At 33.8% G+C, this 26,658-nt stretch carries 25 protein-coding genes; 11 read left to right on the top strand and 14 right to left on the bottom strand.

Annotated elements, in window-relative coordinates:
- Nucleotides 1-7 precede the first annotated feature (7 nt).
- Genes PQF96_RS00875 through PQF96_RS00865 form a run of 3 tightly spaced genes read right to left on the bottom strand, consistent with a single transcriptional unit; the run spans nucleotide 8 to nucleotide 2,843 of the window.
- Nucleotides 8-1,126, bottom strand: coding sequence for a BamA/TamA family outer membrane protein (locus PQF96_RS00875; RefSeq protein WP_271764762.1), 1,119 nt, complete (start codon nucleotides 1,124-1,126; stop codon nucleotides 8-10).
- Nucleotides 1,126-1,797: a hypothetical protein gene (locus PQF96_RS00870; RefSeq protein ID WP_271764761.1), complete on the bottom strand. Its 672-nt coding sequence runs from the start codon at nucleotides 1,795-1,797 to the stop codon at nucleotides 1,126-1,128. The genes PQF96_RS00875 and PQF96_RS00870 overlap by 1 nt, the downstream gene beginning before the upstream one ends.
- Nucleotides 1,798-1,829: 32 nt before the next feature.
- The gene (locus PQF96_RS00865) at nucleotides 1,830-2,843 is read right to left on the bottom strand and encodes a S1C family serine protease (RefSeq protein ID WP_271764760.1); all 1,014 of its coding nucleotides are present in this window, start codon (nucleotides 2,841-2,843) and stop codon (nucleotides 1,830-1,832) included.
- 403 nt (nucleotides 2,844-3,246) lie between these two features.
- On the opposite strand from PQF96_RS00865, the gene PQF96_RS00860 reads away from it, so the two are divergent.
- The 9 genes from PQF96_RS00860 to ccsA all read left to right on the top strand — a co-directional run bounded on the left by PQF96_RS00860 (nucleotide 3,247) and on the right by ccsA (nucleotide 15,131).
- Nucleotides 3,247-3,486, top strand: coding sequence for a hypothetical protein (locus PQF96_RS00860; RefSeq protein WP_109436611.1), 240 nt, complete (start codon nucleotides 3,247-3,249; stop codon nucleotides 3,484-3,486).
- Nucleotides 3,487-3,489: 3 nt separating this feature from the next.
- On the top strand, nucleotides 3,490-5,820 hold the full coding sequence (locus PQF96_RS00855) for a molybdopterin-dependent oxidoreductase (RefSeq protein WP_109436612.1): 2,331 nt from the start codon (nucleotides 3,490-3,492) through the stop codon (nucleotides 5,818-5,820).
- Nucleotides 5,821-5,823: 3 nt separating this feature from the next.
- On the top strand, nucleotides 5,824-6,525 hold the full coding sequence (locus PQF96_RS00850; RefSeq protein ID WP_271764759.1) for a cytochrome C: 702 nt from the start codon (nucleotides 5,824-5,826) through the stop codon (nucleotides 6,523-6,525).
- The gene (locus tag PQF96_RS00845; RefSeq protein ID WP_271764758.1) at nucleotides 6,518-7,141 is read left to right on the top strand and encodes a cytochrome c3 family protein; all 624 of its coding nucleotides are present in this window, start codon (nucleotides 6,518-6,520) and stop codon (nucleotides 7,139-7,141) included. The genes PQF96_RS00850 and PQF96_RS00845 overlap by 8 nt, the downstream gene beginning before the upstream one ends.
- Nucleotides 7,142-7,182: 41 nt before the next feature.
- Nucleotides 7,183-8,376: a 4Fe-4S dicluster domain-containing protein gene (locus PQF96_RS00840; protein WP_271764757.1), complete on the top strand. Its 1,194-nt coding sequence runs from the start codon at nucleotides 7,183-7,185 to the stop codon at nucleotides 8,374-8,376.
- 100 nt (nucleotides 8,377-8,476) lie between these two features.
- Entirely contained in the window at nucleotides 8,477-9,700 is a 1,224-nt protein-coding gene (dsrP, locus tag PQF96_RS00835) for a sulfate reduction electron transfer complex DsrMKJOP subunit DsrP (RefSeq protein ID WP_271764756.1), read from the top strand.
- 82 nt (nucleotides 9,701-9,782) lie between these two features.
- A complete protein-coding gene (gene nrfH / locus PQF96_RS00830; RefSeq protein ID WP_271764755.1) occupies nucleotides 9,783-10,382 on the top strand; it encodes a cytochrome c nitrite reductase small subunit in 600 nt (199 codons plus the stop codon).
- A 16-nt stretch (nucleotides 10,383-10,398) separates the two neighbouring features.
- Nucleotides 10,399-11,898, top strand: a complete 1,500-nt coding sequence (gene nrfA, locus PQF96_RS00825) for an ammonia-forming cytochrome c nitrite reductase (RefSeq protein ID WP_271764754.1) — start codon at nucleotides 10,399-10,401, stop codon at nucleotides 11,896-11,898.
- Nucleotides 11,899-11,984: 86 nt separating this feature from the next.
- Complete coding sequence (ccsA, locus tag PQF96_RS00820) at nucleotides 11,985-15,131, top strand: cytochrome c biogenesis protein (protein ID WP_271764753.1); 3,147 nt, start codon at nucleotides 11,985-11,987, stop codon at nucleotides 15,129-15,131.
- A gap of 148 nt (nucleotides 15,132-15,279) precedes the next feature.
- Here ccsA and PQF96_RS00815 read toward each other — a convergent pair whose 3' ends face one another.
- The 9 genes from PQF96_RS00815 to PQF96_RS00775 form a co-directional block, all read right to left on the bottom strand.
- The gene (locus PQF96_RS00815; RefSeq protein WP_143917203.1) at nucleotides 15,280-15,504 is read right to left on the bottom strand and encodes a hypothetical protein; all 225 of its coding nucleotides are present in this window, start codon (nucleotides 15,502-15,504) and stop codon (nucleotides 15,280-15,282) included.
- A gap of 98 nt (nucleotides 15,505-15,602) precedes the next feature.
- Nucleotides 15,603-16,385: a prohibitin family protein gene (locus PQF96_RS00810; protein ID WP_109436618.1), complete on the bottom strand. Its 783-nt coding sequence runs from the start codon at nucleotides 16,383-16,385 to the stop codon at nucleotides 15,603-15,605.
- A gap of 876 nt (nucleotides 16,386-17,261) precedes the next feature.
- Nucleotides 17,262-18,524 (bottom strand): NAD(P)/FAD-dependent oxidoreductase, encoded by a 1,263-nt coding sequence (locus PQF96_RS00805; protein WP_271764752.1) that lies wholly within the window; start codon nucleotides 18,522-18,524, stop codon nucleotides 17,262-17,264.
- A 136-nt stretch (nucleotides 18,525-18,660) separates the two neighbouring features.
- On the bottom strand, nucleotides 18,661-19,008 hold the full coding sequence (locus PQF96_RS00800) for a rhodanese-like domain-containing protein (RefSeq protein ID WP_109436620.1): 348 nt from the start codon (nucleotides 19,006-19,008) through the stop codon (nucleotides 18,661-18,663).
- 101 nt (nucleotides 19,009-19,109) lie between these two features.
- Entirely contained in the window at nucleotides 19,110-19,766 is a 657-nt protein-coding gene (locus tag PQF96_RS00795; RefSeq protein ID WP_143917206.1) for a peroxiredoxin, read from the bottom strand.
- Between the two features lie 146 nt (nucleotides 19,767-19,912).
- On the bottom strand, nucleotides 19,913-21,325 hold the full coding sequence (locus tag PQF96_RS00790) for an MBL fold metallo-hydrolase (protein WP_271764751.1): 1,413 nt from the start codon (nucleotides 21,323-21,325) through the stop codon (nucleotides 19,913-19,915).
- Between the two features lie 62 nt (nucleotides 21,326-21,387).
- Nucleotides 21,388-23,124 (bottom strand): SulP family inorganic anion transporter, encoded by a 1,737-nt coding sequence (locus PQF96_RS00785; RefSeq protein WP_271764750.1) that lies wholly within the window; start codon nucleotides 23,122-23,124, stop codon nucleotides 21,388-21,390.
- Between the two features lie 63 nt (nucleotides 23,125-23,187).
- Nucleotides 23,188-23,823, bottom strand: coding sequence for a Crp/Fnr family transcriptional regulator (locus PQF96_RS00780; RefSeq protein ID WP_109436624.1), 636 nt, complete (start codon nucleotides 23,821-23,823; stop codon nucleotides 23,188-23,190).
- On the bottom strand, nucleotides 23,820-24,224 hold the full coding sequence (locus PQF96_RS00775; RefSeq protein WP_109436625.1) for a DUF983 domain-containing protein: 405 nt from the start codon (nucleotides 24,222-24,224) through the stop codon (nucleotides 23,820-23,822). The genes PQF96_RS00780 and PQF96_RS00775 overlap by 4 nt, the downstream gene beginning before the upstream one ends.
- 261 nt (nucleotides 24,225-24,485) lie before the next feature.
- Here PQF96_RS00775 and PQF96_RS00770 point away from each other — a divergent pair, with 261 nt between their 5' ends.
- Entirely contained in the window at nucleotides 24,486-25,139 is a 654-nt protein-coding gene (locus PQF96_RS00770; protein WP_109436626.1) for an OmpW/AlkL family protein, read from the top strand.
- A 180-nt stretch (nucleotides 25,140-25,319) separates the two neighbouring features.
- On the top strand, nucleotides 25,320-25,778 hold the full coding sequence (locus tag PQF96_RS00765) for a COG2426 family protein (protein WP_109436627.1): 459 nt from the start codon (nucleotides 25,320-25,322) through the stop codon (nucleotides 25,776-25,778).
- 39 nt (nucleotides 25,779-25,817) lie between these two features.
- Here PQF96_RS00765 and PQF96_RS00760 read toward each other — a convergent pair whose 3' ends face one another.
- Complete coding sequence (locus PQF96_RS00760) at nucleotides 25,818-26,438, bottom strand: DUF2589 domain-containing protein (RefSeq protein WP_109436628.1); 621 nt, start codon at nucleotides 26,436-26,438, stop codon at nucleotides 25,818-25,820.
- On the bottom strand, nucleotides 26,425-26,646 hold the full coding sequence (locus tag PQF96_RS00755) for a hypothetical protein (RefSeq protein WP_109436629.1): 222 nt from the start codon (nucleotides 26,644-26,646) through the stop codon (nucleotides 26,425-26,427). The genes PQF96_RS00760 and PQF96_RS00755 overlap by 14 nt, the downstream gene beginning before the upstream one ends.
- Nucleotides 26,647-26,658 lie beyond the last annotated feature (12 nt).

Below are 26,658 nucleotides of genomic sequence, written 5' to 3'. Positions count from 1 at the left end.
AATAACTTCAGAAAGCTTCATTGATCCCAAAATAAAAACCACTATTTCCATTTTCTCCAAATCCGGTATCCAATCGTAACCAGGTACTTTTATTTTTAAGTAACTTAAAGCGTATACCAGCCCCAGCACTGGGTTTCATATTACTGATACTAAAGAAATTTTCAGGAGTACTTGCTACTTCACCTACCAACCCAAAGGCTGCCATTGTCCATCGTGGTCTAAAACGCCATCGATATTCTGTTTGTATAATATACATATGGCTGTCTGTAAATCTACCATAGAAATATCCTCTGGCACTATAGCTTCCACCAAATTTAGCCAAACCTTGAAAAGGTGCATCTCCAAAAGTATTTTCACTATATACTTGCATAGCCAGAATGCTCGTTTTGGTTAATGATTCATATGTTCGTAAATCCAAAAAGAATTTATTGTAGCCATGGGTAGCTCCCAGAAGTTCACTTGAAAATTGTGCATTAAGCTTATAATACCGACCAGATAGGGGAGAACCAACATCATCTCTGGTATCTAAATTGAAGGTGACACCTAACCCGCTAATAATTGCTCGGTCATTGCCAAGAACATTTCCTGAGTCGAGAATTCCTCCTTCTTCAACATCAGTGACTTCATGGTTTTCGAAGACATATTCAAATCCGAAATTAAGATTTGGAGGTAAGCGTCTTAGATAACCCATTTTTAATTTATGCGAAGTCATATTATAAACTTCCTCATTTCTATCTGGTGTACTATTCCCGATACCCCAAAATAAGTTGGGATAGATTTCCCAGGCATAGTCTATATCAATAAAGTAATCTCCTTTACCTAAATAGATTTCTGGTTTGACTTCAAATAGAAACTGTTCATTTAATGTGTAAATTCCACTAAATAGAATGTTTGATTGACGGTCATTATAGATATTTTTTTTATTTAATAAGAAAAGTTGTCCACCACCACCAAAACCAAATTCAGTTTCTGGTGTATAAAACGCAATAGGAACTCCAATAAATTGAATACTTTTTGTACTTGCAATCGTATCCGTTTTAAATACAGTCTCTTTACTTTGAGACCGAACTCTATTAGAAAATAATAGTAGGAGAGCAACTGTATATATTGAAATTTGTTTTCTCATTAGAACTGATCTACTAAAATGTTAAAACCAAACGAAAAAGAAATACTATTCACAAAAATATCTTCTGAAATAATAGTGTTTGCTGGAGCTGATTCTTGATCGATATTGATCCATAACAGGTTGGTTTTTAGTCCGATATCAAAGGTGACTAGATCAAAAAAGGCATAAGAATACCCAACTCCGAGTAGTGTTCCAAAACCACTTCCTTCACCTAATTCTTCTACAAAACCACTGGTTTGTTCTATCCGAGTATTATCCCTGTAACGTACATATCCGGGAGATACCTGAAAAAAAAGTGATCCCCGCTCTACCTTTGAGAGGTAATATGAAACTAAAGGACCTATAAATAGATTCTCTGTAGTTCTCTCAACAATTCCTGAGTTATTGCTCCTGTTAGCGGCAATTGTGATTCCTACTAAAAAACGATTTTTTATAAATTTTCCGGTAGTGAGATTAATCCCATATTCGTTGGTGGTTGTAGTTTCATTAGTGTTTCTTAATTCAATGGTACTTGAATTAATCGTACCCGATAAACCCGTAAGCCATTTTCCTTTACGAAATGGAGATACAATGGTGTCATTTTCTTTTTTCTGACCACTTATGCTATTGCTAGAAATCAGCAAAAAGAGAATAGCTAGTATTTTTAATGAATTATAACTACGTATTTGCATGCAATTAATTTCTGTTAGATTCGAAATAGGGTTTACTCTTTTTTCAAAGTTATAATTTTTCCATCACGTAGTACTTTTAGTTCTAAGACATCTGTAGTTTTTAAGTTTTTGCCCAATTCACCAAGTTTTACCAAAGAATCATCGGTAAGATCAAATATTACATCATTAAAAGCGAGAATAATATCACCTCCAATGATTAGCTTTTGTCCATCAATTACAACTTCGGTATCACCTCCTAATAACCCCATTTTGTACAATACAGATCCAAAAACAACACGCTGTACCAGTAGACCACTATTTTGAGGCACATTGAATAATCGCTTAGTCTTCCCGGTAAGAGGGTATGCATCAAAACCTAACCAAGGAGTTCTATTGTTTGCAATAAGATTTTTAGTGATATTTGCAGTCGCAGCGAACCCAATACCTTCAAAACCTCCTGATTTGGTAAGGATTTGGCTTACTACACCAATTACTTCACCTTTCATATTAAACATGGGGCCTCCAGAGTTACCAGTATTAATGGCAGCATCTGTTTGAATAAACTCAGATTGAGTAAATGGATTAGCCCCTAGTTTGTTCTTAATAATTCCGCTCACATAACCTGAAGAAAGTGAATGACTATAACCAAATGGAGCGCCAACAATAAAAACCTGTTCTCCTATTTTTACTTGATCAGAGTCTCCAAAGTTTACCGTTATAGCATCCTTTTTGGGTGTATCTAGTTTGATTAAGGCAACATCTGCTGATTTGAAAGTAGAAATCACTTTTGCAGATCGTACTTCTCCATCAATAAATTTAACTCTTAATATTTCGGCAGCATCAACAACGTGTGATGCAGTAATGATTTCGGATTCTGAAACCATAAAACCAGATCCTAATCCTTCAGAAGTAACTGTTTTGGTAATGCTACCCTCAGATTTTAATTTCGCTTCTTGAGTAAAGATTACCACCACTGCTGGATTTACTTTTTCATAAAGCTGAGATAAATCCTGAGCTTGACAAATGCTTGCAAAGCATAGGAGGATAACATAAAATATGTTTTTCATTGTTTGTATTTTTAAGGAGATAATGTTCTAACGTTAGAGATGTATTTAATAGTTAAAAATACTAATCTGAAATTGATAGTTTATTATCATTTAAGTTCAATGAATAAAATATGATTTACTGTCTTCTAAGATTTTTGTGACCCGAATTGATAATTGAGTTTTACTTCTTCTTATATAATTTCATAGCTATTAAAAAAGGTACATTGGTCTATCACTTTTAATAAACTATAAAATCTAGACATATGATAAATGTCAGTTTTTAGTATTAATGAAACCACGATTTTTGTATCTTACTAATCACAAATCATCATAAGAAAAGGTAGTGGTGTTGATTAAATTTTACATTTACTATTGGAATACTACCCTAAAATCTTGATTTGGCTAAACCACTAACGATACCACCATGCCAATCAAAAGTTATTTAGCACATCCGCACCAAGGAAAAAAAGACGAACTCATCACTGCACTTTCGACATTAGAAAAGTGTGAAGTACTTCCCGCAGAAAATAAAGATATTCTTGTTCTGGTCACAGATACCGCAGACGAATACGAAGAGGATATTCTAACTAAGAAACTAGAAACCATCTCAAGCCTGAAATTATTAGCAATGGTTTCTGGATTTAATACTCCTAAAGATAAATAGCATATGTACAATTCTATACTTACCGACAGACGAAATTTTATTAAAAAAATGGCAATGTTGTCTGCAATGACAGCTGCGGCTACAATGTTTCCTGGGATTTTATTTGCAGATGAGCAAGAAGAAGGGATACCTAATGGAGCTAATCTGGACTGGAAAAAGGGACCTTGTCGTTTTTGTGGTGTAGGTTGTGGTATTTTGGTGGGTACCGAAAATGGAAAAGCAGTAGCGGTAAAAGGAGATCCTAACTCTTCGGTCAATAAAGGATTGCTTTGTGTAAAAGGGTATCATCAAACGATGTGTATTCAATCAAAAGATAGACTTACTCATGCATTGGTGAAGAAAAATGGTCAATATGTAAAGACTCCCCTTAATGAAGCTTTGGATATTGTAGCTAATAAAATGAAAGAAACTATTCAAGAGCATGGTAAAGATGCTGTTGCTATGTATACTTCTGGGCAATCTACAATTCCAGAGGGATATGTGGCATCTAAATTGATGAAAGGCGCCATAGGAACCAATAACCTGGATTGTAATGCTCGTCTATGTATGGCAAGTGCAGTAGCTGGTTTTTTAACCACTTTTGGGGCTGATGAACCTATGGGATGTTATGAGGATATAGATCATGCAGATTATTTTATCACATGGGGAAATAATATGGCAGAAATGCACCCCGTGTTATTCTCCAGAATGTTAGAACAAAAGAGTAGAAGAGGGGCTCAAATCATTGATTTTGCAACAAGAACAACGCGTTCCAGCACAGCATCTAATAGATCAATATTATTCGAACCTCAGACAGATTTGGCAGTAGCTAATGCTATTTGTTATGAAATTATAAATAATGGATGGGTAAATAACTCTTTTGTAGAAAAGCATTGTAACTTTAGTAAAGGGCTAACTAATATGGGATATGGCTTAGAAGATAATTATAAGTTTAATGACAAGCCCTCAACAATAGATTTTGAAGCATACAAAGAGTTTTTAAAAGATTATACTCCAGAAAAAGTAGCAAAATATTCCAAAGTATCTGTAAAAGACATTAAGTATTTGGCAGCAATATATGGAGATCCAAATAAAAAAGTGGTTTCCTATTGGTGTATGGGAATGAATCAACATACCAGAGGAACCTGGATCAACAACTTAGTGTATAATATACATTTACTTACCGGAAAAATTTCACAACCAGGAAATGGGCCATTTTCATTAACTGGTCAACCTTCTGCTTGTGGTACAGCAAGAGAAGTGGGTACGTTTACCCATAAATTACCAAAAGGAGTGGTAACGAATGAAAAACACAGACGTTTGGCTGCAAAAATATGGAAAGTACCTTATGAACGTATTCCTGCTAAACCGACCTATCATGCAACAGAAATGTTCAGAGCAGTTGATCGAGGAGATATTAGATTTATTTGGACACAAGTTACTAATCCACTGGTTTCATTACCAAAGACAAGTAGGTATCGTCCTGGTATGGAAAAAGACTCTTGTTTTGTAGTCGTTTCTGATGTTTTTCCCACACCAACTTCTGATGTGGCAGATGTCATTTTACCAGCATCCTGGCATATTGAAAAAAGTGGATTGTATGGGAATTCTGAGCGCAGAACACAACATTGGGACAAAATGGTTGATGGTCCGGGAGAAACAACACCAGATGCATGGATGACGATTGAAGTTGCAAAACGAATGGGATATGGTGATTTATTTCCTTACAGTGAAGAAAATCATGTTGAAGAAATTTATAATGAATACAGACAGTTTCATGAAGGAGCAAAACACGGAATGGCTCCTCTGGAAGTGCTGAAAAAAGAATCCGGAGTCATATGGCCATATGTAAACGGAAAATCTACACAGTGGCGTTTCAATGCCAAATATGATCCGGCATGTTCTAATGGAGAAGATTTTCATTTCTATGGGAAACCAGATGGAAAAGCAGTAATCTGGCAACGACCCTATGAACCTGCTCCAGAAGTCCCGGATGCCGCATACCCTTTTTGGTTGAATACAGGAAGGGTTATTGAACATTGGCATACAGGGTCTATGACACGTAGGATTCCTGTACTGCATAAAGCTATGCCGAGTGCTTATGCAGAGTTTCATCCAGAAGATGCAAAAGCATTGGGAATAAGAAATGGAGAAAATATAAAAGTGACTTCACGCAGAGGGTCTTGTATATTACCGGCTTCGATAAATGAAAGAGGTTTGCCAACCAAGGGGCAGGTATTTGTTCCTTTCTTTGATGAAAACATGATGATTAACGATGTTACTTTAGATGCTTTTTGTCCAATTTCTAAAGAACCTGACTATAAAAAGTGTGCTGTTAAAGTCGAAAAAGCATAGGCTATGAAAAAGAGACTAGGTATCATATCATTGTTTATACTTTTATTCATAGCTTTTATAGTGATCTGGAATTTTAGCTATAAAAAAGGATTAGAAGAAGCATATATTCCAATTGCTGAAGAAGTTCCTGTTTCTACCATTCCTTCAGAAAAAGGGGTATTTGCGCGATCAGAATTTGCTTTAGAATATCTTAATATGCCCATTGATGAAGAACATCAACGTAGTTTAGCTACATATTATGATAACCGGGCATATCCAGGTGCGCCGCCAAGTATTCCTCATGAGTTACTAAAAGGCGAAAGAGGTATCGGCGGAAAAGCTTGTTTACAGTGTCATCAAAATGGTGGATTTGTAGAGAAATTTAATGCATACGCTCCTGTAACTCCGCATCCCGAGTTGATCAATTGTCGACAATGTCATGTAGCTCAAAATACACAGACACTTTTTACAGACACTAATTTTGCAGAAATACATCCTCCCAAAGTAGGTGTAAATAGTGCTTTGCCGGGCAGTCCGCCAATGATGCCGCATGATATCCAGATGAGGGAGAATTGCCTGTCCTGTCATGCTGGTCCTGCTGCGCCAAAAGAGATCAGAGTTACACATCCTGAAAGAATAAACTGTCGCCAATGTCACGTACCCGATATTCGTGAGCTTGTAGATACAGAAATTTTTACAAGAACTAATACCCATCAAAATGAATAGACAATATTATATATATCTTCTGGTTTGCATGTTCATTTTTATGCAGTTTTCTTGTAAGCATGGAGGAGAAGGAGAGTATCATAGCCTCACTGATAAAATAGAAGAAGAAAGTAAAGATTATCATGGTATTCCTATTTCTTCTGAAACATATATAGGAGATATGAAGACTGTCGAAATTACAGAAGGAAAGCATACATTTTTAATTCCGGATCGTAAAAGTCAAATTACTTCTTATGCTTGTACAGAATGTCATTCTAAACCTTTAGAACAAATTAAGGGAGCAGATTTTAAAAAAGCACATTGGGATATCGAATTAGTGCATGCTAATACAACAACTATGAATTGTGCTACTTGCCATAATGGTAATGATATGGATAATTTACAAAGCCTTACAGGCAATGCGATTGATTTTAATAGAAGTTATCAATTATGTAGTCAATGTCATACCCAACAATTTGAGGATTGGAAAGGTGGTGCTCATGGTAAGAATATAGGAGGGTGGGCTAACCCAAGAGCTGCGATGACCTGTGTAAATTGCCACAATCCACATAAGCCACATATAGAATCCAGATGGCCGTCGAGATTTAATACACAAAAAGTAAAAGAAAGAGAATAATCCAGTATCACTTTAGAGTGATTATAATAAAAATTTAAATTATGAGTGGGATTGGAAAATATTTTAAATTGAATTTAAATAGTGCAATTAGACAGACCTCTGAATCACCTTGTGGTTGTGGAAGTTCTTCGGGAGGTTGTAGTTCTCAGGTAAACGAACCAGCTCCTGTAAAAACATCTTGTGGTTGTGGAAGCACTTCAGGAGGATGTGGTTCTCATACTGAACCCGAGATTAATGATGAGGAATTTTTTAAAGCAGCAGTTGAAGCTTCTATTGGTAATGAACGTAAAAAAGATGGTTTCGATCAGGTTTTTGATGTGCAAATGGATCGTCGTACCGCTTTTAGAAAATTAACCGCTAGTTTGCTTATAGGAGCTGGAGCGGTAAGTACATCTTGTAGTGTCACTACTGGAGAGGATACAAAAGAAAAAGCACAAATAGATTGGGAAGAGCAGTTTAAAGGAAACTATAAATTAATGACAGATGAGGAGCGAAATGCTACGGTAAATCGTTTGGTGCGGTCCTATGAACTGCGCAAAAATTCAACTATAACCATGAAATCCACAGATGCAGTAAAAGATGTATTGTTTGGATATGCATTTAACATCTCTAAATGCCAAGGATATATGGATTGTGTAAATGCTTGTGTGGAAGAAAACAATCAGGATCGTAACTCAGAAATGCAATATATCCGTATTCATGAAATGAAAGACGGAGAAGGATTTAAGTTTAATGAAGCTGATGATAATTATTATCACGAAGTCCCTGCCGAAGGTCATTTTTATATGGGTACGCAATGTTTTCATTGTGATAACCCTCCTTGTGTAGAGGTGTGTCCTGTACAAGCAACATGGCGAGAAGATGATGGATTGGTAGTAGTAGATTATGATTGGTGTGTAGGGTGTAGGTATTGCATGGCGGCTTGCCCTTATGATGGACGTCGATTTAATTGGAGCACTCCCGAGGTTCCTGAAGAAGAGGTAAATAAAGATCAACACTATCTGGGAAATAGAATGCGTAAAAAAGGAGTCATGGAGAAATGCACGTTTTGTGTACAACGTTCGAGATCTGGTAAAGATCCTGCTTGTGTTGAGGCCTGCCCAACGGGAGCAAGAATTTTCGGGAATTTATTAGATCCAAATAGTACTATACGATGGGTATTAGAAAATAAAAAAGTGTTTAGGTTAAAAGAAGATCTCGGTACAGAACCTAAGTTCTGGTACTTTATGGATTAATAATAAAAAGATAAGCTCGCGTAAGGGATAGGAACAAGCTACCATGTAGCGTGTATAGCCCGACCTGAAGAATGAAGGGAACGCCAAAAAAATAGTTAGTATGAAGACACTCAAAGTTTTTGGAAGTTTAATTAAAGATAGCCTGGATACTATTACCAAAGGGTCAAAAAAATACCATTTTTGGATGGCTTTTTTGACTTTTGTGATGTTAGTTGGGATGTATTGTTATTCGATACAAATAGAGGAAGGGTTGAGTGTTACAGGAATGACAGATAGAGTGAGTTGGGGATTATATATTTCTAATTTTACTTTTTTGGTAGGTGTTGCTGCTGCAGCTGTAATGTTGGTGATGCCAACATATGTACTTAAAGATATTGACTTTAAGCAAGCTGTACTTATAGGAGAAGGTTTGGCAGTAGCGGCCTTGATTATGTGTTTGGCCTTTGTCGTAGCAGATATGGGAGGCCCATCTGTTTTATGGCATATGATACCTGGGATAGGAGTTTTTAATTTTCCTAATTCGATGCTTACCTGGGATGTGATTGTTCTTAATGGATATTTGTTTATTAATATAAGTATTCCTCTATATATATTATTTAGACATTATCAGGGAAAAGACGCGAATCCCAAAGTATATGTTCCCGGAGCAATCATGTCAGTATTTTGGGCTGTGGGAATCCATTTGGTAACTGCTTTTTTATATCAGGGATTACAGGCTCGTCCTTTTTGGAATAATGCATTATTAGGTCCCCGTTTTTTGGCTTCAGCATTTGCTGCGGGACCAGCATTAATCATTCTTGTATTAGCGGTTATAAGAACATTTACGGCATTTAAAATCGAAGATAAAACGATCAAGAAAATAGCAATGATTGTTACTGTAGCAGCACAAATCAATCTCATTATGTTGGTGTCAGAATTATTTAAAGAATTTTATGCTCCCACTCATCATAGTGAAAGTGCTTATTATTTATTTTTTGGTTTGGAAGGTAAAACTGCCTTATTACCATGGATATGGACCGCTATTCCGTTAAACGTTCTGGCTACTATCTTACTTACATTTGGTAAACTGCGTAACAATTTTAAGGTATTATATTTTTGTTGTTTTATTCTATTTATTGCAATTTGGATAGAGAAAGGGTTTGGATTAATTGTTCCTGGATTTATTCCTGGGCCATATGGTAAAATTGCAGAATATATGCCTACCGGAATAGAGATTGGAGTTACTATAGGTATTTGGGCACTTGGTGCTTTTGTTTTCACAATACTTGCCAAAACCGCTATTGGAATCGAGACTGGGAAATTACGTTTTAATGAGAAAAAATGAATATAAGTAAAGAAATTAATTAATATATTAATGGTTCAAAGTACAAAGTTTTAATTTTTTGATTACATAATTCTTATAAAAATTGGCACTTCAAGACAAAATATTACCAAACAAAAAATCCAGATGGCGTACGACAGCTGTCTTTCTTATCGCTATCCTTTTGGGGTTAGGCCTGTTTATGGCAAAAGAAGCAGAGGTTGTATCTTATATGTCTGATGATCCTCAAGCTTGTGTTAATTGTCATGTAATGACCCCTGTGTATAATAGTTGGATGCATAGTTCTCACCGTGAATGGGCATCATGTAATGATTGTCATGTACCTCATGATAATATCTTTAATATGTATTATTTTAAAGCAAAGGATGGTTTGTATCATGCTTCTATATTTACATTACGGGCAGAGCCAGATGTCATTTTTATGCGAGAAGCATCTCAGGAAGTTGTACAGAATAATTGTATTCGTTGTCATGTTCAACAAGTAACACAAACCAAATATGATGGATGGATAGATGGTCATGCATCTAATCGAACCGATAGACAATGTTGGAGTTGCCATCGTGAGATTCCGCATGGACGCAGCCATGGGATTTCAACGATCAAATATAATATTGCCCCATTACCAACAGATCAGGTTGAGACTGTGATCCCGGATTGGTTGCAAAAAGAAATCGAAGAAAAATAAATACTGACCATAAATTATGAAAAATAAAGTATTATTTATTGTTACCGTTATCGTAGTTTTTTTATTAGGACTTCTTGCTTCGAGTATTATTGATAGGAAGAGTGAAGCAAAGTATAAATACGTGCCAAAGGTAGATATCAATGAAAATGAAGCTCGAAATGCAGTTTGGGGTGAAAATTATCAAAAAGAATATCAATCTTTTCTACAAACCGCAGACACAACTTTTTCTAGCTTTCAGGGAGGTTCTGCTATGCGAGATATGCTTGAAGAAGATCCTCGCTTAGTCGTATTATTTGCAGGTTATGGTTTTTCTAAAGATTATAATCAAGGACGTGGTCATTCTTATGCAATTGAGGATATTCATAATACATTAAGAACTGGAGGCCCGAAAGGGAAAGGAGATGGTCCAATGCCTGCTACATGCTGGACTTGTAAAAGTCCCGATGTGCCGCGATTGATGAACGAAATAGGAATTGAAGAGTTTTATCAAGGGAAATGGGCCGATAAAGGCCCAGAAATTGTAAATAATATTGGTTGCGCAGATTGTCATGACCCCAAAAGCATGAAACTTCGTATTACTCGTCCTGCGTTAGTAGAAGCCTTTGATGCTATGGGTAAGGACATTAATAATGCAACACATCAAGAAATGCGTTCTTTGGTGTGTGCCCAATGTCATGTTGAATACTATTTCAATAAAAACTTACCAGGGAAAGAAGGGACTCCTTATCTTGTATTTCCTTGGAAAAATGGAATGGCAGTAGAAGATATGGAGAAATATTATGATGATCTGGAGTTTAAAGACTGGACACATAAAATAAGTAAAACTCCTATGTTAAAAGCACAGCATCCAGGTTATGAAACTTACATTACTGGGGTTCATGCAGATCGAGGTGTTTCTTGTGCAGATTGTCATATGCCCTATAAAAGTGAAGGAGGACAAAAATTTACCGATCATCATATCCAATCTCCATTAAATAATATGGCTAATGCTTGTCAGGTATGCCATAGAGAAGAGGGAAGTAAATTAATGGCAAATGTGTTTGAGCGCCAACAAAAGTCTACAGAAACCCGTCTAAAATTAGAAGATCTTTTAGTAAAAGCACATATAGAAGCTAAAAAAGCATGGGATCTTGGAGCTACTGAAGAACAGATGAAAGCTATTTTGATAGATATTCGTCATGCACAATGGCGTTGGGATTATTCAGCAGCTTCTCATGGAGCTTCTTTTCATTCTCCGGTAGAAACTGCCCGGGTTATTGGTGGAGGATTGAATATAGCGCAAGAAGCCAGAGTAAAATTAGCACGCCTCTTAGCTGATTTAGGACATAACAAACCCGTAGAAATGCCTGATATATCATCAAAAGAAAAAGCACAGGCTTTTATAGGTCTTGATATAGAAAAATTAGAAGCAGAAAAAGAAGAATTCAAAAAAACTTTGTTACCAAAATGGTTAGAGGAAGCAAAAGCCAGAGAAGCAAAGCTAGATGTTAAGACTGTCTCTACGCAAGAAAAATAAAACAATAAAACATAAGCTTTTATAAATAAGATACCTTCTGAGAAAAAAATATTTATGAAGGTATCTTTCTTTTTCAAAAATCACCCATGATGCACAAATTATATCGCTTTTTTGCCTCTCCCGCATTGGCAGTTTTACTATTACTCATATTTGCAATCGCAATGGCTACTGCAACTTTTGTAGAAAATGATTTTGGTACATCTACAGCATGGAAAATTATTTACGACTCATGGTGGTTTGAATTGGTGATGATAGGACTTGGTATTTGTTTTGGGACTAATATTTACAAATACAAGCTATGGAGAAAAGAAAAATGGTCCATTCTATTGTTTCATATTGCTTTTATTGTTATTCTTTTAGGTGCCGGAATAACACGGTATACTTCCTATAGTGGTATTATGCGTATAAGAGAAGGAAGTGCTTCTAATGTTATCATTTCGGATAGTAATTACCTGCAACTACATATCTCTGATGGAAGTAAAACAAGAGTAGTTCGAAAACAATTAAATTTTTCTCCTATTGGTAATAATGATTTTGTGATTGAAACAAATTTTGACAATATTCCGATTCGGATTTTTCATAATACGTTTGTTGCTGATGCTGTCCCTAAAATAGTGGACGATGTAGAAGGAGGAAAGGCACTCTTACAATTGGTAGTTTCATCTGGAAATGGAAGAGAAACGGTTTTCCTAGAAAGGGGAGAAGTAGAAAGCATTGGTGAACACCATCATAAAGTTGGATATAATAGTGATGAAGAAGGAATTATTAATATTATAGAGAAAGATGGTGATTTTAGTGTACAATCTCCCCGAGATCTGGATTTCTTTATTATGGCTTCTCAAACCGCAGGGAGAATCAAAAAGGATAGTTTGCAACGACTGACCTTGCGAACTTTATATCGTGATGGAGATGCCTCTTTTGTTCCTCTTTCTTTTCATCCCAAAGCAACGATATCCTTGGTAAGTGAATCTGAAAAACCAAAAAATAATGACAAAACCAAAGATGATGCATTGATAGTTAATGTTGAGGTTGCTAATCAAATAAAAGAAGTATCGTTGTTATATCGTGAAGGATTTTTACCAACTATTCATCAAGTTGAATTAAATGGGTTGGCTATAGAACTCTCCTATGGAGCAGAGGCACAACAAATTCCTTTTTTGTTACACCTTGATGATTTTCAATTAGATAGATACCCTGGTTCGATTAGCCCTTCGGCATATGCGAGTGAAGTAACCATTATGGATAATGAAGAAGAAATACCGTATCGAATCTTTATGAATAATGTGTTGGATTACAAAGGTTATCGATTTTTTCAGGCAAGTTATGATACAGATGAATTAGGAACTGTACTTTCTGTAAATCATGATGTTATAGGGACATGGGTCACATATCTGGGTTATTTATGTATGGGGTTAGGTATGTTTTTTACACTGTTTGGAAAGAATTCCAGGTTTAAAATGATCAATCAAAAGTTAAAAAAATTAAAGCAACATCAGGTAGCACCGATATTTGTTTTTCTTTTAGTTACCGGTTCCTCTATTGCAAACACCACAGATCCAGATATTAAACAATTTGTCAAACAACAACAAATTGACACTTATCATGCAGAACTTTTTGGCCGATTAATGGTACAAGACCTAGATGGACGTATCAAACCTATAAACACTCTTGCTTCAGAATTTCTAAGAAAAATTTCACGAAAACCATATTTTAAGTATTCTACTAATGAAATAGAGATACATATGAATGCCAACCAGGCATTTTTGGCAATGCATGTAGATCCGAATACCTGGCAGCAAATTCCATTAATAAAGATAGACCAACAAAAAGGGGGAGTATTATTTAAACCTTTATCTATTAGTAAAGATGGATTAATACCTTTTAATGGACTGTTGGATGAAAAAGGAGCGTATATTTTATCAGAAGTGGTAGAAAAAGCTAATCTTAAAAAACCTGCAGAACGTAACGAATTTGATAAAGAAGTTATAAAAGTAGATGAACGTTTCAATATTTTATTTAATGTTTTTAGCGGAAACTATTTAAAAATCTTTCCTAATAGTAATGATGATAATAATACCTGGCATAGTTATACGCATCATTTTAGAGATTTCCCTGCTGAAGACGGTAAGTTTGTACAAACTATTATCCCCGCTTATTTTCAAGATATTGTTTCAAAGAGATGGGAAGCTGCTACAGATAAGCTTTCATATATAAAAACATATCAAGATGTATTAGGGAAAGATATTATTCCTAGTGATAAAAGAGTAGCTGCCGAGTTATGGTACAATGAACTGAATCTTAATTTTTGGCTTTTTCAGGTTTTCTTTACTCTGGGTGGTATATTATTAATAATAGCAATTGTCAAAATTTTTGCCAATAATAGAGCTATAGAATTTTTATGGAATACGCTAATTCTCATTTCATTAATAAGTTTTTTGTTTTTTACCGGGAATATTTTATTAAGATGGTTTGTAGCTCAACATGCACCTTGGAGTAATGGTTATGAAATGTTGGTTTTTGTATCATGGGTTTTAATGCTTTGTGGATTGATGACTTTTAGAAAATCGGATTTTGCATTACCATTATCTACGCTATTTTCTGGAGCACTATTATTTGTAAGTTATCTGGATTGGTTAAACCCTGAAATCACGAACTTAATGCCTGTTTTAAAATCGTATTGGTTAAAAATACATGTGGCAACCATTGTTAGTAGTTATGCGCCTTTAGCATTATCGGCTATTTTGGGATTAATGGCATTAATACTTATGATTATTAAAACGGAAAAAACAAAGGTGCCAATTGATATTCGTATTAAAGAGCTTACTTATATTAATGAAATTTCTATGACAATAGGATTGTTTGTATTAGCTATTGGCACATTTTTAGGAGGTGTTTGGGCTAATGAATCTTGGGGTAGATATTGGGCATGGGATCCAAAAGAGACCTGGGCTCTAATAAGTATTATAGTATATGCAGTTGTATTACATTTACGATTTATTCGTGGATTGCAGAATCGCTATACGCTCAATGTTGCCAGTACATTTGCATTTTGGTCTATTATTATGACTTCTTTTGGTGTGAATTATTATTTATCAGGTCTTCATAGCTATGCAGCAGGGGATCCGATACCCATTCCTGATTTTGTATATATATTAGCTTTATTTATGGTTACGATTGCTGTTATCGCTTATTTTCGAAATAAAAATCAAAAGCTAGAAAAAATTAAAAATTGACTTTTTCACACAGATTCTTTTTCTTGTCTGTGTTATCTTATATAGCATAAACTTTTGAGATAGAGCAATCTTAATTAATGCAGCCGGGAGTATACAAAACATCATCAATATCCCGACTACATTAAAGAAAAGAGGAAAATCTAAAATGTTAAGCTGAGTTCAGTAGACCTTTTAAACGTTTTTCGATTTTACGTTTTTTTACGGTAATTGTTTTCATGATCTCCATAAGTTTAGGGTCTTTAGTAATCTTATAAATTTCATTGATTTTAAGAACTAATGCCTTAGCTTCTCTGGATGCAGATACTCTATCACTAGTACTCATATGACCAATTTTCTTACTTTCGAATGCTAATGCTTCGTCTATTAATTTCATGTATATACTGTTTAAGGTTGATAAAATACGTTGTATTAAATAGCACTTTGGGTATCATACTATAGAGGCTTTAGGTTTTAAGAATATGCCCTAGAGAATTAATCATCAGTTTCGATTAAAAGAGGGGTTTTACCATCGGTAATGATAACTTTACTGTTGTTAGATCTCGATAGTTCATTAAAAGCCTCTATAGTTCTAATTTTTATAATTTCTTGTGTTAATCCTTCTGACAATATCTTTTGAGCATCCCGCTCTCCTTCTGCATCAATTATTTTTCTGTTAGCTTCAAGTTTTGCTTGTTGTATTACAAATTCCATTCGCATAGCATCCTGTTCTGCTTGTAATTTTCTTTCTATAGAACCAGCCAGTCCTCTGGGTAACTGAATACTTTTCATTAAAACAGCTATAAGCTCTATTCCGTCTCCTTGTTTTTGTAGGTTCACTGTCATTTTTGATTTTATTTCATCTTCAATTTTTGCTCGCATTCCCGAATGCATATCTTTCGCAAAAAACTGAGCACAAACATCAGAAGAGGCCGACCTAAAAATACTAGTAATAATAGATTCATAACCCTGACCTAAATTTTCTAAAACAGTTGGTATTTTATCTTGTTGTAAACGGTATAAGATTGAAATTTCAGAATTCACACTTAATCCTTCTTTACTGGGCAAGCTTAAGATCAGTTTTATGTTATTCGTTTGGGTGGATTCTTTGATTACTTTACTGATGAAAGGATTATATAATATGGTACCTTGTGTGGATACCTTATTAGAGAATTTTCCTAAAGTTTGTTTTACCCCAGCTTCTCCAGGTCTTATTACTGCACAATTGCAGAATATTATTAGTATTGCAATTAATAAAAAGAAATTATACGTTTTCATGATCTAATTTTTAAGAGTTGTCAAGCATCATTTTATCCTAATAATTTACAAAATTATACGCATATATTTTTATTTATATTTATTATATATAGCATAAAAAAAAATTATGTATTGTGGTTTATACCAATTACAGATTTTCTTATCAATATCAGAGCAGCGTAATATCACTAAAACATCATAGGAGTCAGACCTAACTTAATCTGTTGGATCTGTCCTTCTTATCATTTTGAAAATAAAATAAATTGATAGAAAATCCATTGTAGCTAATTGCGAAAGAAGAACAAAAATTTACCTATAAACTGTGATATCTATTTTTGTAGAACTTTCTTTAATTTATTAGAGAATTGGGTTCTGGGACTCTTCATGCCGAGGAAAGATTTATAGAAAAGAATAGCCTTCCTGTTAGAAAAATTTGAACTTATATCTAAGAAATAGAGAAACAAGTTGTTCTAGCAGGATTAACACTAATTTAGAGATATAATGTCCCATGTCATCTCATTCTTTTCAGCTATAAATGCCTTATCCATATATTTCATAGCTAAGCTATGCAATACAATCACAGTGTTTTTATAACTGAAAATAACATCGCCTTTAATACGACATTACATCTCTAAATTGGTATAAAATATTCTATAATATTATTTATTGACGTCTATTATGTAGTTAGAATAGAGATAAATCATTCTAATAAAAGATTTCCTGATCAAATCTGATTAGAATTTAATGTGGCTAAAGAATAAAAAAATTTCTTTGATTGCCAATACGTTTCCAGAGCATCCAAAGAATGAAAAAGATGTAATTATTGGAAGTCAAATCGAAATGTAAACTACTATTTATCAATACACTTTTTATTGATGTTAACATGAAAAAGAAACCTTACACATCTTGTCCTTTTAACATTTTATTCCAGTATAAATAGGGTAGCATAACTTTTTTAAACATGTACAATCTCCAATGCTCTTTTGCACTGTTAAAGATTAACATTCGTTTTAATTTTGGATCTGGAGTAAAATTACTATCATAATCAAATTCTGCTAATGTCATTTTGCCATAACCAGTTACTAAAGGACATGAAGAATACCCCTTATAATTTTTATTAGATGCCTCCTGATGTTTTATAAGTTTAAGAATATTATCAACTACTACGGGAGCTTGTTTTCTAATAGCAGCTCCAGTTTTTGCAGTAGGAAGTCCAGCTACATCACCAAGTCCAAATATATTAGAGTATTTGTTATGTTGAAGAGAATGATGATTAACATCTAACCAACCACTAGTATTAACCAAGCTAGAATCTCTTATGAATTTAGGAGCTACTTGTGGAGGAGCGATATGCAACATATCGAATGGAATTTTAATAATGTTCTCTTCTATAGCAAGTTCTCCAATAGCAGGATCCTCATTAATAACACATTTATTTTCATCTGGATCTACATGTTTGAAATAGATAATTTTATTCTCAGAATCTATTTTATGCGGAGCATAAAAAGGCTTAAAATGTATCCCATAACGACCTATAACTTTCATTAACGTTTCTCTTATAGGTTTTACACCAAAAATTACTGAACCAGGTGTAGCAAAAATGACATTGGATTTATGAGTAAGATTATGCTTTTTAAAATAATCAGCAGCCAGGTATGCAATTTTTTGTGGTGCTCCACCACATTTAATAGGAGTTGTAGGTTGAGTAAATACAGCGTTACCTCCTTTAAAATTTTTGAGTACTTCCCAGGTATGCTCTGGATCTGTGTAATTACTACAAACAATTCCTTTGTCCAGACCTTCTTTTAAACCATCAATCATAGAAGGTTCCATAACTAATCCAGGAGCTACCACTAAGAAATCATATGTAATGTTTCCATTTGATTTTGTAGAAATTATATTGCTTTCAGGAGCAAAAGCAGTTGCATAATCCTTAATCCATTGTACATGATCAGGCATTATATCTGCCATGGGTTTTGCTGTTTTTTTGTAATCATAATCTCCTGCACCTACCAAAGTCCAGGCAGGTTGATAATAATGAGTATCTGCAGGTTCTATAATTGCAATATCTAAGTTTTTATCTTTTTTGAGTAAGCGTGCAGCTGTCATTATTCCAGCAGTACCTCCTCCAATAATGAGAATTTGATGATGTGATTTCATTTGGTTCTTCTTTTAACTAATTTGTTAAAAATACCTTCATCTTTTTGTTATTTATGTAACTCATGTTACACAAAGCAAAGAAATGTTTGTTTTCTTCAATATATTTTAGTCAGAAGAAGAACTCATCGATATTGAATTATTTCCAGTTTAGATAGCCACCTTTTAAATCTTTAATTTCCACAAATCCCATATCAGATAATTGTTTTGCAGCTTTACGACTTCGGTTTCCAGATCTACAGTATATATAAATGGGTTCTTGTTTATTCAATTTTTGAAATAGAGATTGAAACGTATCTCTTTCAAAATAATTTATATTGATAGCATTTTTAATATGACTTGTGTTATATTCTTTCGGTGTTCTAACATCTACTAATTGGGCATCTTTGTTTTCTGTTATTTCTTTTTTAAAAAAAGAAACATCAAGTATTTTAATAGCACTAGATTTTGAATTGGATTTTTTAAAAATGAAATTAAAAATTGACATGATTATATTATTAGATATTGGATATAAGGAAGAAGATGATCATTAATAACATATCACCTTCTCCTTTAAATAATAAATTTGTTTTGTGATCCTTTTTAGAATTAAATATCCTTTTTCGCGAGATAGAAATCTATTTTTTCAATAGAATCGTCATTAATACGGGCTTCCATTTCTTCTAAAGTTTTTGGAGGTGGGATAATCACCTTATCTCCTTGTTTCCAATCTAATGGCATAGCTACTTTATACTTGTCTGATGTTTGAAGAGCTTCTAAAGACCTCAGAATTTCATCCATATTTCTTCCAACATTTAATGGGTAATACATGATTAAACGTATCTTTTTTGCTGGGTCAATAAAAAATACAGCACGTACAGCAGCAGTCTCACTTTCATTTGGTTGAAGCATCCCATATAATTTTGAAACTTTCATATCCAAATCTGCGATAATAGGAAAGTCAAAATACACTCCTGTTTTTTCTCTTACATTGTTTACCCATCCCAAATGAGAGTGAATACTATCAATACTTAACCCTATAAGTTCAGTATTTAAAGCGTCAAACTCTTTCTTTCTTATTGCAAATCCACTCATTTCTGTAGTACATACCGGTGTGAAATCTGCTGGATGAGAAAACATGATTATCCATTGATCTTTAGCATATTCAGAGAACTTTATTTTACCTTTTGTTGTGAGTGCTTCAAAATCTGGAGCATCATCACCAATTCTGGGGATAGTTATTTTTTTTTCGTCTAATATATCCATGGTTTTTATTTTTTAGTAAAGTTAATTCTCATTATTATGTAATACAGTAACATGGGTTACATTGGAGCATTTTTATATAAAAAAAGAGTCATCTCTAAAGACAACTCTTTTTACTAACCAACTAAAAATCTAAATGGAATTGGAAACTATTTTAATGTTGTGGGACATACATGGTCTGTAATATCTATATCAGAATTTTTGATCGCTTCAAAACCACCCGAAATATCAATAACATTGTGGATCCCTCTACTTTTAAGAATGGAAGAAGCAATCATGCTTCTATATCCTCCTGCACAATGAATGTAAAAAGATGTGTCTTTTGGGAATTCTACTAAATGCTCATTAAGAAAATCTAGTGGTGTATTTTTTGCATTTTCAATATGTTCAGAAATGTATTCACTTTCTTTGCGAACATCAAAAATGGGAATGTTTTCTTCGTCCAATATTTTCTTTAAAATATCTACGGATATAGTACTAACCGTATCATATTCCATTGCTGCCTGTCTCCAGGCATCAAATCCACCTTCTAGATATCCAAGAGTATTGTCAAAACCAACTCTCGAAAGTCTCGTAATAGTTTCTTCTTCAGAACCTTTTGGAGTTACAAGTAGAATCGGCTGTTTTACATCTACAATTAACGCACCTACCCAGGGAGCAAAACTTCCGTCTAATCCTATGAAGATAGAACGAGGAATATGACCTTTGGCAAAATCATGTGGACGACGCACATCTAATACAATTGCTCCGGTCTCATTAGCTAATGCTTCAAAAGCTTTTGGTGATAAAGCAGTTGTTCCTCTTTCTAAAACAATATCAATATCATCATACCCTTCTTTATTCAATTTTACATTTAACGGAAAATATTTTGGTGGAGGTAACAGTCCCTCGGTCACTTCTTTAACGAATTCTTCTTTACTCATATCTGCACGAAGTGCATAGTTCACTTGTTTTTGATTTCCTAATGTATCTACCGTTTCTTTCATCATGTTTTTACCACAAGCAGATCCAGCACCATGAGCTGGATACACGATAACATCATCTGATAAAGGCATTATTTTAGTACGAAGACTATCGTATAATGTTTCTGCTAATTGTTCTTTAGTCATATGAGCTGCCTTTTGGGCTAGGTCAGGACGCCCTACATCACCTAAAAAGAGCGTGTCCCCACTAAAAATGGCATAATCTTTACCATTAGCATCTCTTAAAAGGTATGTTGTACTTTCCATGGTATGTCCAGGAGTATGAAGTACTTTAATGATACAATCTCCTAATTTAAACTCTTGACCATCTTTTGCAATAATCGCCTCAAAAGCTGGGTTTGCATTTGGTCCATAGACAATAGAGGCCTTTGTTTCCTTGGCAAGTGTGATATGGCCACTTACAAAATCAGCATGAAAATGAGTTTCAAAGATATATTTGATTTTGGCATCATCAAGTTTTGCTCTTTTAAGATAAGGTTTTACTTCTCTTAATGGATCTATAATAGCGACTTCACCATTACTTTCGATATAATAAGCGCCTTGTGCCAGGCATCCGGTATAAATTTGTTCTACTTTCATAATTGTTTTCTTTAAGGTTTAATGCTATAAAGCTAACTTTGATATTTCTTGTTTACAGCTACTTAGGTTACAGATGTTTCTTTGGTTTGAAACGCTATTTTTTTCTGAATAGCTGTTTTTTGTTTTGCATGGATATGATGATCATAAGCTTCATATGTTTTTACAAAAAGATGTTCTCTTCCTATCATGTTAATTAACCCACTGCTGAATATGATGTCTCTTGCTGGTCCTATGGCACCAGCGATTAAAAATTGTATTTGATTGCTTTTAAGGTCTTTAATTAACTGTTGTAACATGTGCATAGCACTACTGTCAATGTAATTAATGGATTCTGCATTAAGAATTATTGTTTTAAGGTTATTTCCTTTTTGAGCCATATGACGGTGAAGTTCATTTTTGAAGTATTCTTTATTTCCAAAATAGAGTTGTGCATCAAAACGAATGATGAGAAGTTCTTCTGAGACCTCTACATCAGAACCAAAACGATCAATATTTCTGAAATAATTAGTGTTTTTTACTTTTCCCAGTATTGCGATATGTGGCTTTGAAATCCTATAAACTAATAACAATAAAGAAATCAGAACTCCAAGTAATATTCCCTCTTTGATTCCGACAGTAAGCGTAATTAAAAATGTAATAATCAATAGCGCAAACTCATCTTTTCTATTTTTAAATAATTGAATAGGATATTTTGTATCAATTAACCCAAAGACTGCTACCATAATGATAGATGCAAGTATCGCATTAGGTAAAAAATAAAATAAGGGTGTTAGAAATAGGAGGGTAGCTCCTACAATAATTACGCTAACAATAGCTGCGATTCCTGTTCTAGCTCCGGCTTGTTCATTTACTGCCGTTCTTGAGAAACCACCAGTAGTAGGATATGATTGGAAAAGAGATCCTATAATATTAGATGTTCCCAATGCAATTAATTCCTGATTGGCATCTATTTCATAATCGCTATGTTTTTCTTCTACAGCTTTAGCAACAGATATTGCTTCCATGAAAGCGATAAGTGCCAAAGTTAGAGCAATAGGAACGAGTTCAGGAATCTTGGAGTATTGAATAGATGGTATTTCAAACGCAGGTAATCCTTGCGGAATAGTTCCTACTATTTTTACTCCCGAATCACTCAAGTCAGTACTATAGATAGCTGTAATTCCTAGAATGACAACAATCAAAGCTGCCGGCATTTTTTGATTTATTTTTTTAATACTTTTAATAAGTATAATTGCAATAACTCCAATTATTAAAGTATATATGTTGATTTGATCAATAGTGTCTAAAGCATTTTTTAAAAGAATATGTACTTGATTACTGCGTTCAATTTCAGTGCCTAAAAGATGCTTTAGCTGACTTAATCCTATTATAATCGCTGCTGCAGATGTAAATCCACTTATTACAGGTTTAGATAAGAAATTTACCAAAAAACCCATTCTAAGCACCCCCAGAAGAAGCTGTATGCTTCCCATAAAAAGAGCAAGAAAAATAGCCATTGCAATGTATTCTTCAATGCTTGATAATGCAAGAGCACCTAGTCCAGAAGCAACTAATAAAGAATCCATAGCTACAGGGCCGACTGCCAATTGACGAGAGGTTCCTAGTATTGCATAAACAATTTGAGGGATTAATGCAGCATATAACCCAAATACAGGAGGCAGGCCAGCAATCATTGCATAAGCCATTCCTTGCGGAATTAACATAATCCCAACAGTGATACCTGCAGCGACATCACCAGATATGTATGTTTTTTTATAAGTGGAAAGCCACTGAAAAATTGGAAAGTATTGTTTTAACATCTAATCAAAAGTTTATATCCATAAGGTATTGAGTGTTTTTTATTGGTATTGTTAGTAATGAACTTATGATAGATCAAGGATTTTGATATGATTTCGATACAATTCGATCTTATTAATCTGTTCTAATTTTTTAAGTAACCTAGATATTACTACTCTAGAACTATGAAGTTCATATGCAATTTCTTGATGTGTATTATGAATAATATCTTCTTTATTAATTCTAGCTTTTTCTCTTAAGTAATTTATAAGACGTTCATCCATTCTATCAAATGCAATACTGTCCAACGTTTGGAGAAGTTCATTTAAACGATGATGATAACTTTCAAAAACAAAATTTCTCCAGGATTTATATTTTGCCGTCCATTCTTCCATTTTTCTAATTGGAATCATAATAAGTTTAGTATCTGTTTCTGCTATAGCGCGAATTTCACTTTTGGTTTGTCCCATACAACATGTCATTGTCATTGAACACGTATCTCCTTGTTCCAGATAATATAATAGTAATTCATCTCCTTCTTTATCTTCTCGAAGTACTTTAATTGCTCCTGATACGAGTAATGGCATTCCTCTAACATAATCCCCAATTTCCATTAACTTATATCCAGCTGGAACCTCTTTAAAAGTTCCAACGTGTAATATGTCATTTATCAAAGCATCTTCAAATAGATGCCCATAACTTATTTTTAGTTCCTGGATCATTTATTAGATTTTGGTGTTATTTGTTTAGAAACAGATTCATCATAATTGAAGAAAAAATTAGCCCATATAGATTTTGATATAGCCCCTATATATGGCATTAAAACAAATAAAGTAGTAACAATACTTACAAAAATGATCATAGGAGTTACATCAAGATTTAATAGTCTTATCAAAATATAGACAGCTACACTAATTGCAATTCCCACACCATATGAAACATACATTGAACCATAGTAAAAACTTGGTTCTAAACTATATTTTAGTTCACACTTAGGGCATTTTTCTTTTACCTTATTAAAGTTTCCTAAATTATAAGGATTGGCTTCTAAAAATTCTCCTTTATGACACCTGGGACATTTTAAAAATAGTATGCTGTATATTTTTGAACCTCTACCAAACATTATGTTGTTTTTTTGATAAAAGTAAAACTTCAAAATCTTCTTATCAGTAACAAAGGTTACATAGCTTAATTGAAATTATTTTCGAAAACTATTCAAAATCGATTTGTTTAAAAATGATATAAATCATAGTAATTTTAATAGGTGTAAATACCGGATTATTTGCCTCTATTTACTGGCTAAAAATGTAAATATGATATTCGTCATAATTTACTTTTTTACTCGAAATTACCTTTGTATTAAATCATTTAAATTAGAACGGTAATGAGAAAAATTGGAGTTATTTTATTCGTTAGTTTGGTAGCATCTTTTTCTTCCTATTCACAAGAAAAAGGAGCAGATGAAACCAATAATTTTAGTAGATGGCAAGTAAGACTTAGAGGGGTAGCAGTAGCTCCTGATGAAAGTGCTTCTATTGATGCCATTGGAGGGGATGTAGATATATCTACTACATTTGTCCCAGAATTGGATTTTACTTACTTTTTTACAGAACATTGGGCGGCAGAACTTATTTTGGCTACAACAAAACATGAGGTAGAAGCAATTTCTACTGCGGTTGGAAATATTGACTTAGGTGATGTATGGTTATTACCACCAACATTAACAGTGCAATATCATTTTACAGGGGGAGCGTTTAAACCATACCTGGGAACTGGTATAAATTATACTATTTTTTATGGGGTGGATGAAGGACCAATAGCAGATGATATAGATTATGATAATAGTGTTGGTTTTGCTTTACAAGCAGGATTGGATTATGCATTAGATGACAAATGGTTTTTAAATGTTGATGTGAAAAAACTATTCCTTCAGACCGATGTAACTGTAAATGCGACTAATGCATTGGGAGCTACTGTTGGAGCAGATGTGGATATTAATCCATGGTTATTTGGTTTTGGAGTAGGATATAAATTTTAAATTCTAATATTTGTAAAAAAGAACCCTATAAACTAATTTATAGGGTTCTTTTTTCCTTAATTTTTGTTTTTATTGTTGAATTATGCCCTAAAATTGACAATTTAAACGTTTTTTATGATTTTAAATGAAGTGTGAATCATTTAGAACATTAACTTTGCGCTCTCTTAGAAAAGTAAATTTGTGATTCAGGATATTATTATAGCTATTTTATGGAGCATTTCTCCTTTTGGGGAAGCTAAAGTTGGGATTCCATATGGAATGTTCAATGGAGTAAACATTTACTTGGTTTTTGTAGTATGTTTTCTTGCCAATGTTCTTGTTTTTCCTTTAATGATATTTTTTTTAGAAAAGGTAAATAGTTATTTATTACGATGGCATTATTATAAAAAAGCCGCAATATATGTTGCTCGAAAAGCCAAAGTAGGATCTGGTGAAAAAATTCAAAAATATGGCTTTTGGGGTCTTCTGTTTTTTGTGATGATTCCATTACCAGGAACTGGAGTATATGCAGGCAGTATTGCATCATACTTATTTAAAATCAAAAAAAGAAAAGCTTTTATGGCAAATACCGTGGGGATATTCTTTTCTTCAGTAATAGTTTGGGGCACCACGTTACTTACCATGCAAGGCATTTCTTAATTTTCCTTTTGCAATATTCTAAAACCAAAATAAAGTTATTTAATTAGGAATCTGCGCTCTTAGTACTTTCTCATATCCCTGAATTAAACTTTTAAGTCCTTCAGGACTTTTTTGTGGTTGCATAATGATTTCTAAACTACTGGTTTGTAATTGAGTATTGTTTTCAGTATTAGCTTCTGTGTCTTTTGTAGGGAAACTAACTTTTAAATCATCATTTTCTACTAAAATCTCCAGATTTGTTTTAAAACGAACCTCTGATATCTGAGATGAAGAAATAGGTATTAATGCAATTAAGGGCACATGTACATTCTTCATTACAACTCCGCTAGAAGTTTGTTCTGGATACTGAACCACTACTGTTTTTGGCTTTAGTGCATTAGATGTTTTTGTTTTAGAAATACCCTTGTCATCCTGGAGTGCCTCTTTTGCATCAGCAAAAGTTTGCATTGCTTCTTCTAACTCTTCTTTGGTAGGACGTTTTTTTCTGAGAATTTTTTTTGCTGCATGTAATGCGTCATCAAGAGAACCTGTAATTAGTTCGGTCCCACCAGAACTTTCAAAATATCGATCTATCACTTTTAGATTTTCATCCATTAATGCCGAGTTAGCAGAAAGCGTAGCATCGTTAATTGCTTTTATGAATTGATCAAAATTTATCATAAGATTTATTTTTTAGTTTAGCTCCTGCCTGCTTAAGTTCTTCATATTTTTCTATTGCATTTCTAGTTTCATCAATACTTTCAGGAGATAAAGCCACAACAGATTGACATGAGGGGCAAGCAAATTTTACACCTTGTAAAAGAGAGGTTATATCGAATGGAATTTGACCCTGACAAACGGGACATGGTATTTTTTGTTCGTTGATCATTTTGTTTGTTTT

Source organism: Aquimarina algiphila (assembly GCF_947494415.1).
GTDB lineage: Bacteria > Bacteroidota > Bacteroidia > Flavobacteriales > Flavobacteriaceae > Aquimarina > Aquimarina algiphila.
This window is presented reverse-complemented; position numbering and strand designations above follow the sequence as displayed.

What these genes read in the sequence shown, in the direction of transcription:
- PQF96_RS00875 (WP_271764762.1), bottom strand. Translation starts at nt 1,126, where the DNA reads ATGAGAAAACAAATTTCAATATATACAGTTGCTCTCCTACTATTATTT.
- PQF96_RS00870 (WP_271764761.1), bottom strand. Translation starts at nt 1,797, where the DNA reads ATGCAAATACGTAGTTATAATTCATTAAAAATACTAGCTATTCTCTTT.
- PQF96_RS00865 (WP_271764760.1), bottom strand. Translation starts at nt 2,843, where the DNA reads ATGAAAAACATATTTTATGTTATCCTCCTATGCTTTGCAAGCATTTGT.
- PQF96_RS00860 (WP_109436611.1), top strand. Translation starts at nt 3,247, where the DNA reads ATGCCAATCAAAAGTTATTTAGCACATCCGCACCAAGGAAAAAAAGAC.
- PQF96_RS00855 (WP_109436612.1), top strand. Translation starts at nt 3,490, where the DNA reads ATGTACAATTCTATACTTACCGACAGACGAAATTTTATTAAAAAAATG.
- PQF96_RS00850 (WP_271764759.1), top strand. Translation starts at nt 5,824, where the DNA reads ATGAAAAAGAGACTAGGTATCATATCATTGTTTATACTTTTATTCATA.
- PQF96_RS00845 (WP_271764758.1), top strand. Translation starts at nt 6,518, where the DNA reads ATGAATAGACAATATTATATATATCTTCTGGTTTGCATGTTCATTTTT.
- PQF96_RS00840 (WP_271764757.1), top strand. Translation starts at nt 7,183, where the DNA reads ATGAGTGGGATTGGAAAATATTTTAAATTGAATTTAAATAGTGCAATT.
- dsrP (WP_271764756.1), top strand. Translation starts at nt 8,477, where the DNA reads ATGAAGACACTCAAAGTTTTTGGAAGTTTAATTAAAGATAGCCTGGAT.
- nrfA (WP_271764754.1), top strand. Translation starts at nt 10,399, where the DNA reads ATGAAAAATAAAGTATTATTTATTGTTACCGTTATCGTAGTTTTTTTA.
- ccsA (WP_271764753.1), top strand. Translation starts at nt 11,985, where the DNA reads ATGATGCACAAATTATATCGCTTTTTTGCCTCTCCCGCATTGGCAGTT.
- PQF96_RS00815 (WP_143917203.1), bottom strand. Translation starts at nt 15,504, where the DNA reads ATGAAATTAATAGACGAAGCATTAGCATTCGAAAGTAAGAAAATTGGT.
- PQF96_RS00810 (WP_109436618.1), bottom strand. Translation starts at nt 16,385, where the DNA reads ATGAAAACGTATAATTTCTTTTTATTAATTGCAATACTAATAATATTC.
- PQF96_RS00805 (WP_271764752.1), bottom strand. Translation starts at nt 18,524, where the DNA reads ATGAAATCACATCATCAAATTCTCATTATTGGAGGAGGTACTGCTGGA.
- PQF96_RS00800 (WP_109436620.1), bottom strand. Translation starts at nt 19,008, where the DNA reads ATGTCAATTTTTAATTTCATTTTTAAAAAATCCAATTCAAAATCTAGT.
- PQF96_RS00795 (WP_143917206.1), bottom strand. Translation starts at nt 19,766, where the DNA reads ATGGATATATTAGACGAAAAAAAAATAACTATCCCCAGAATTGGTGAT.
- PQF96_RS00790 (WP_271764751.1), bottom strand. Translation starts at nt 21,325, where the DNA reads ATGAAAGTAGAACAAATTTATACCGGATGCCTGGCACAAGGCGCTTAT.
- PQF96_RS00785 (WP_271764750.1), bottom strand. Translation starts at nt 23,124, where the DNA reads ATGTTAAAACAATACTTTCCAATTTTTCAGTGGCTTTCCACTTATAAA.
- PQF96_RS00780 (WP_109436624.1), bottom strand. Translation starts at nt 23,823, where the DNA reads ATGATCCAGGAACTAAAAATAAGTTATGGGCATCTATTTGAAGATGCT.
- PQF96_RS00775 (WP_109436625.1), bottom strand. Translation starts at nt 24,224, where the DNA reads ATGTTTGGTAGAGGTTCAAAAATATACAGCATACTATTTTTAAAATGT.
- PQF96_RS00770 (WP_109436626.1), top strand. Translation starts at nt 24,486, where the DNA reads ATGAGAAAAATTGGAGTTATTTTATTCGTTAGTTTGGTAGCATCTTTT.
- PQF96_RS00760 (WP_109436628.1), bottom strand. Translation starts at nt 26,438, where the DNA reads ATGATAAATTTTGATCAATTCATAAAAGCAATTAACGATGCTACGCTT.
- PQF96_RS00755 (WP_109436629.1), bottom strand. Translation starts at nt 26,646, where the DNA reads ATGATCAACGAACAAAAAATACCATGTCCCGTTTGTCAGGGTCAAATT.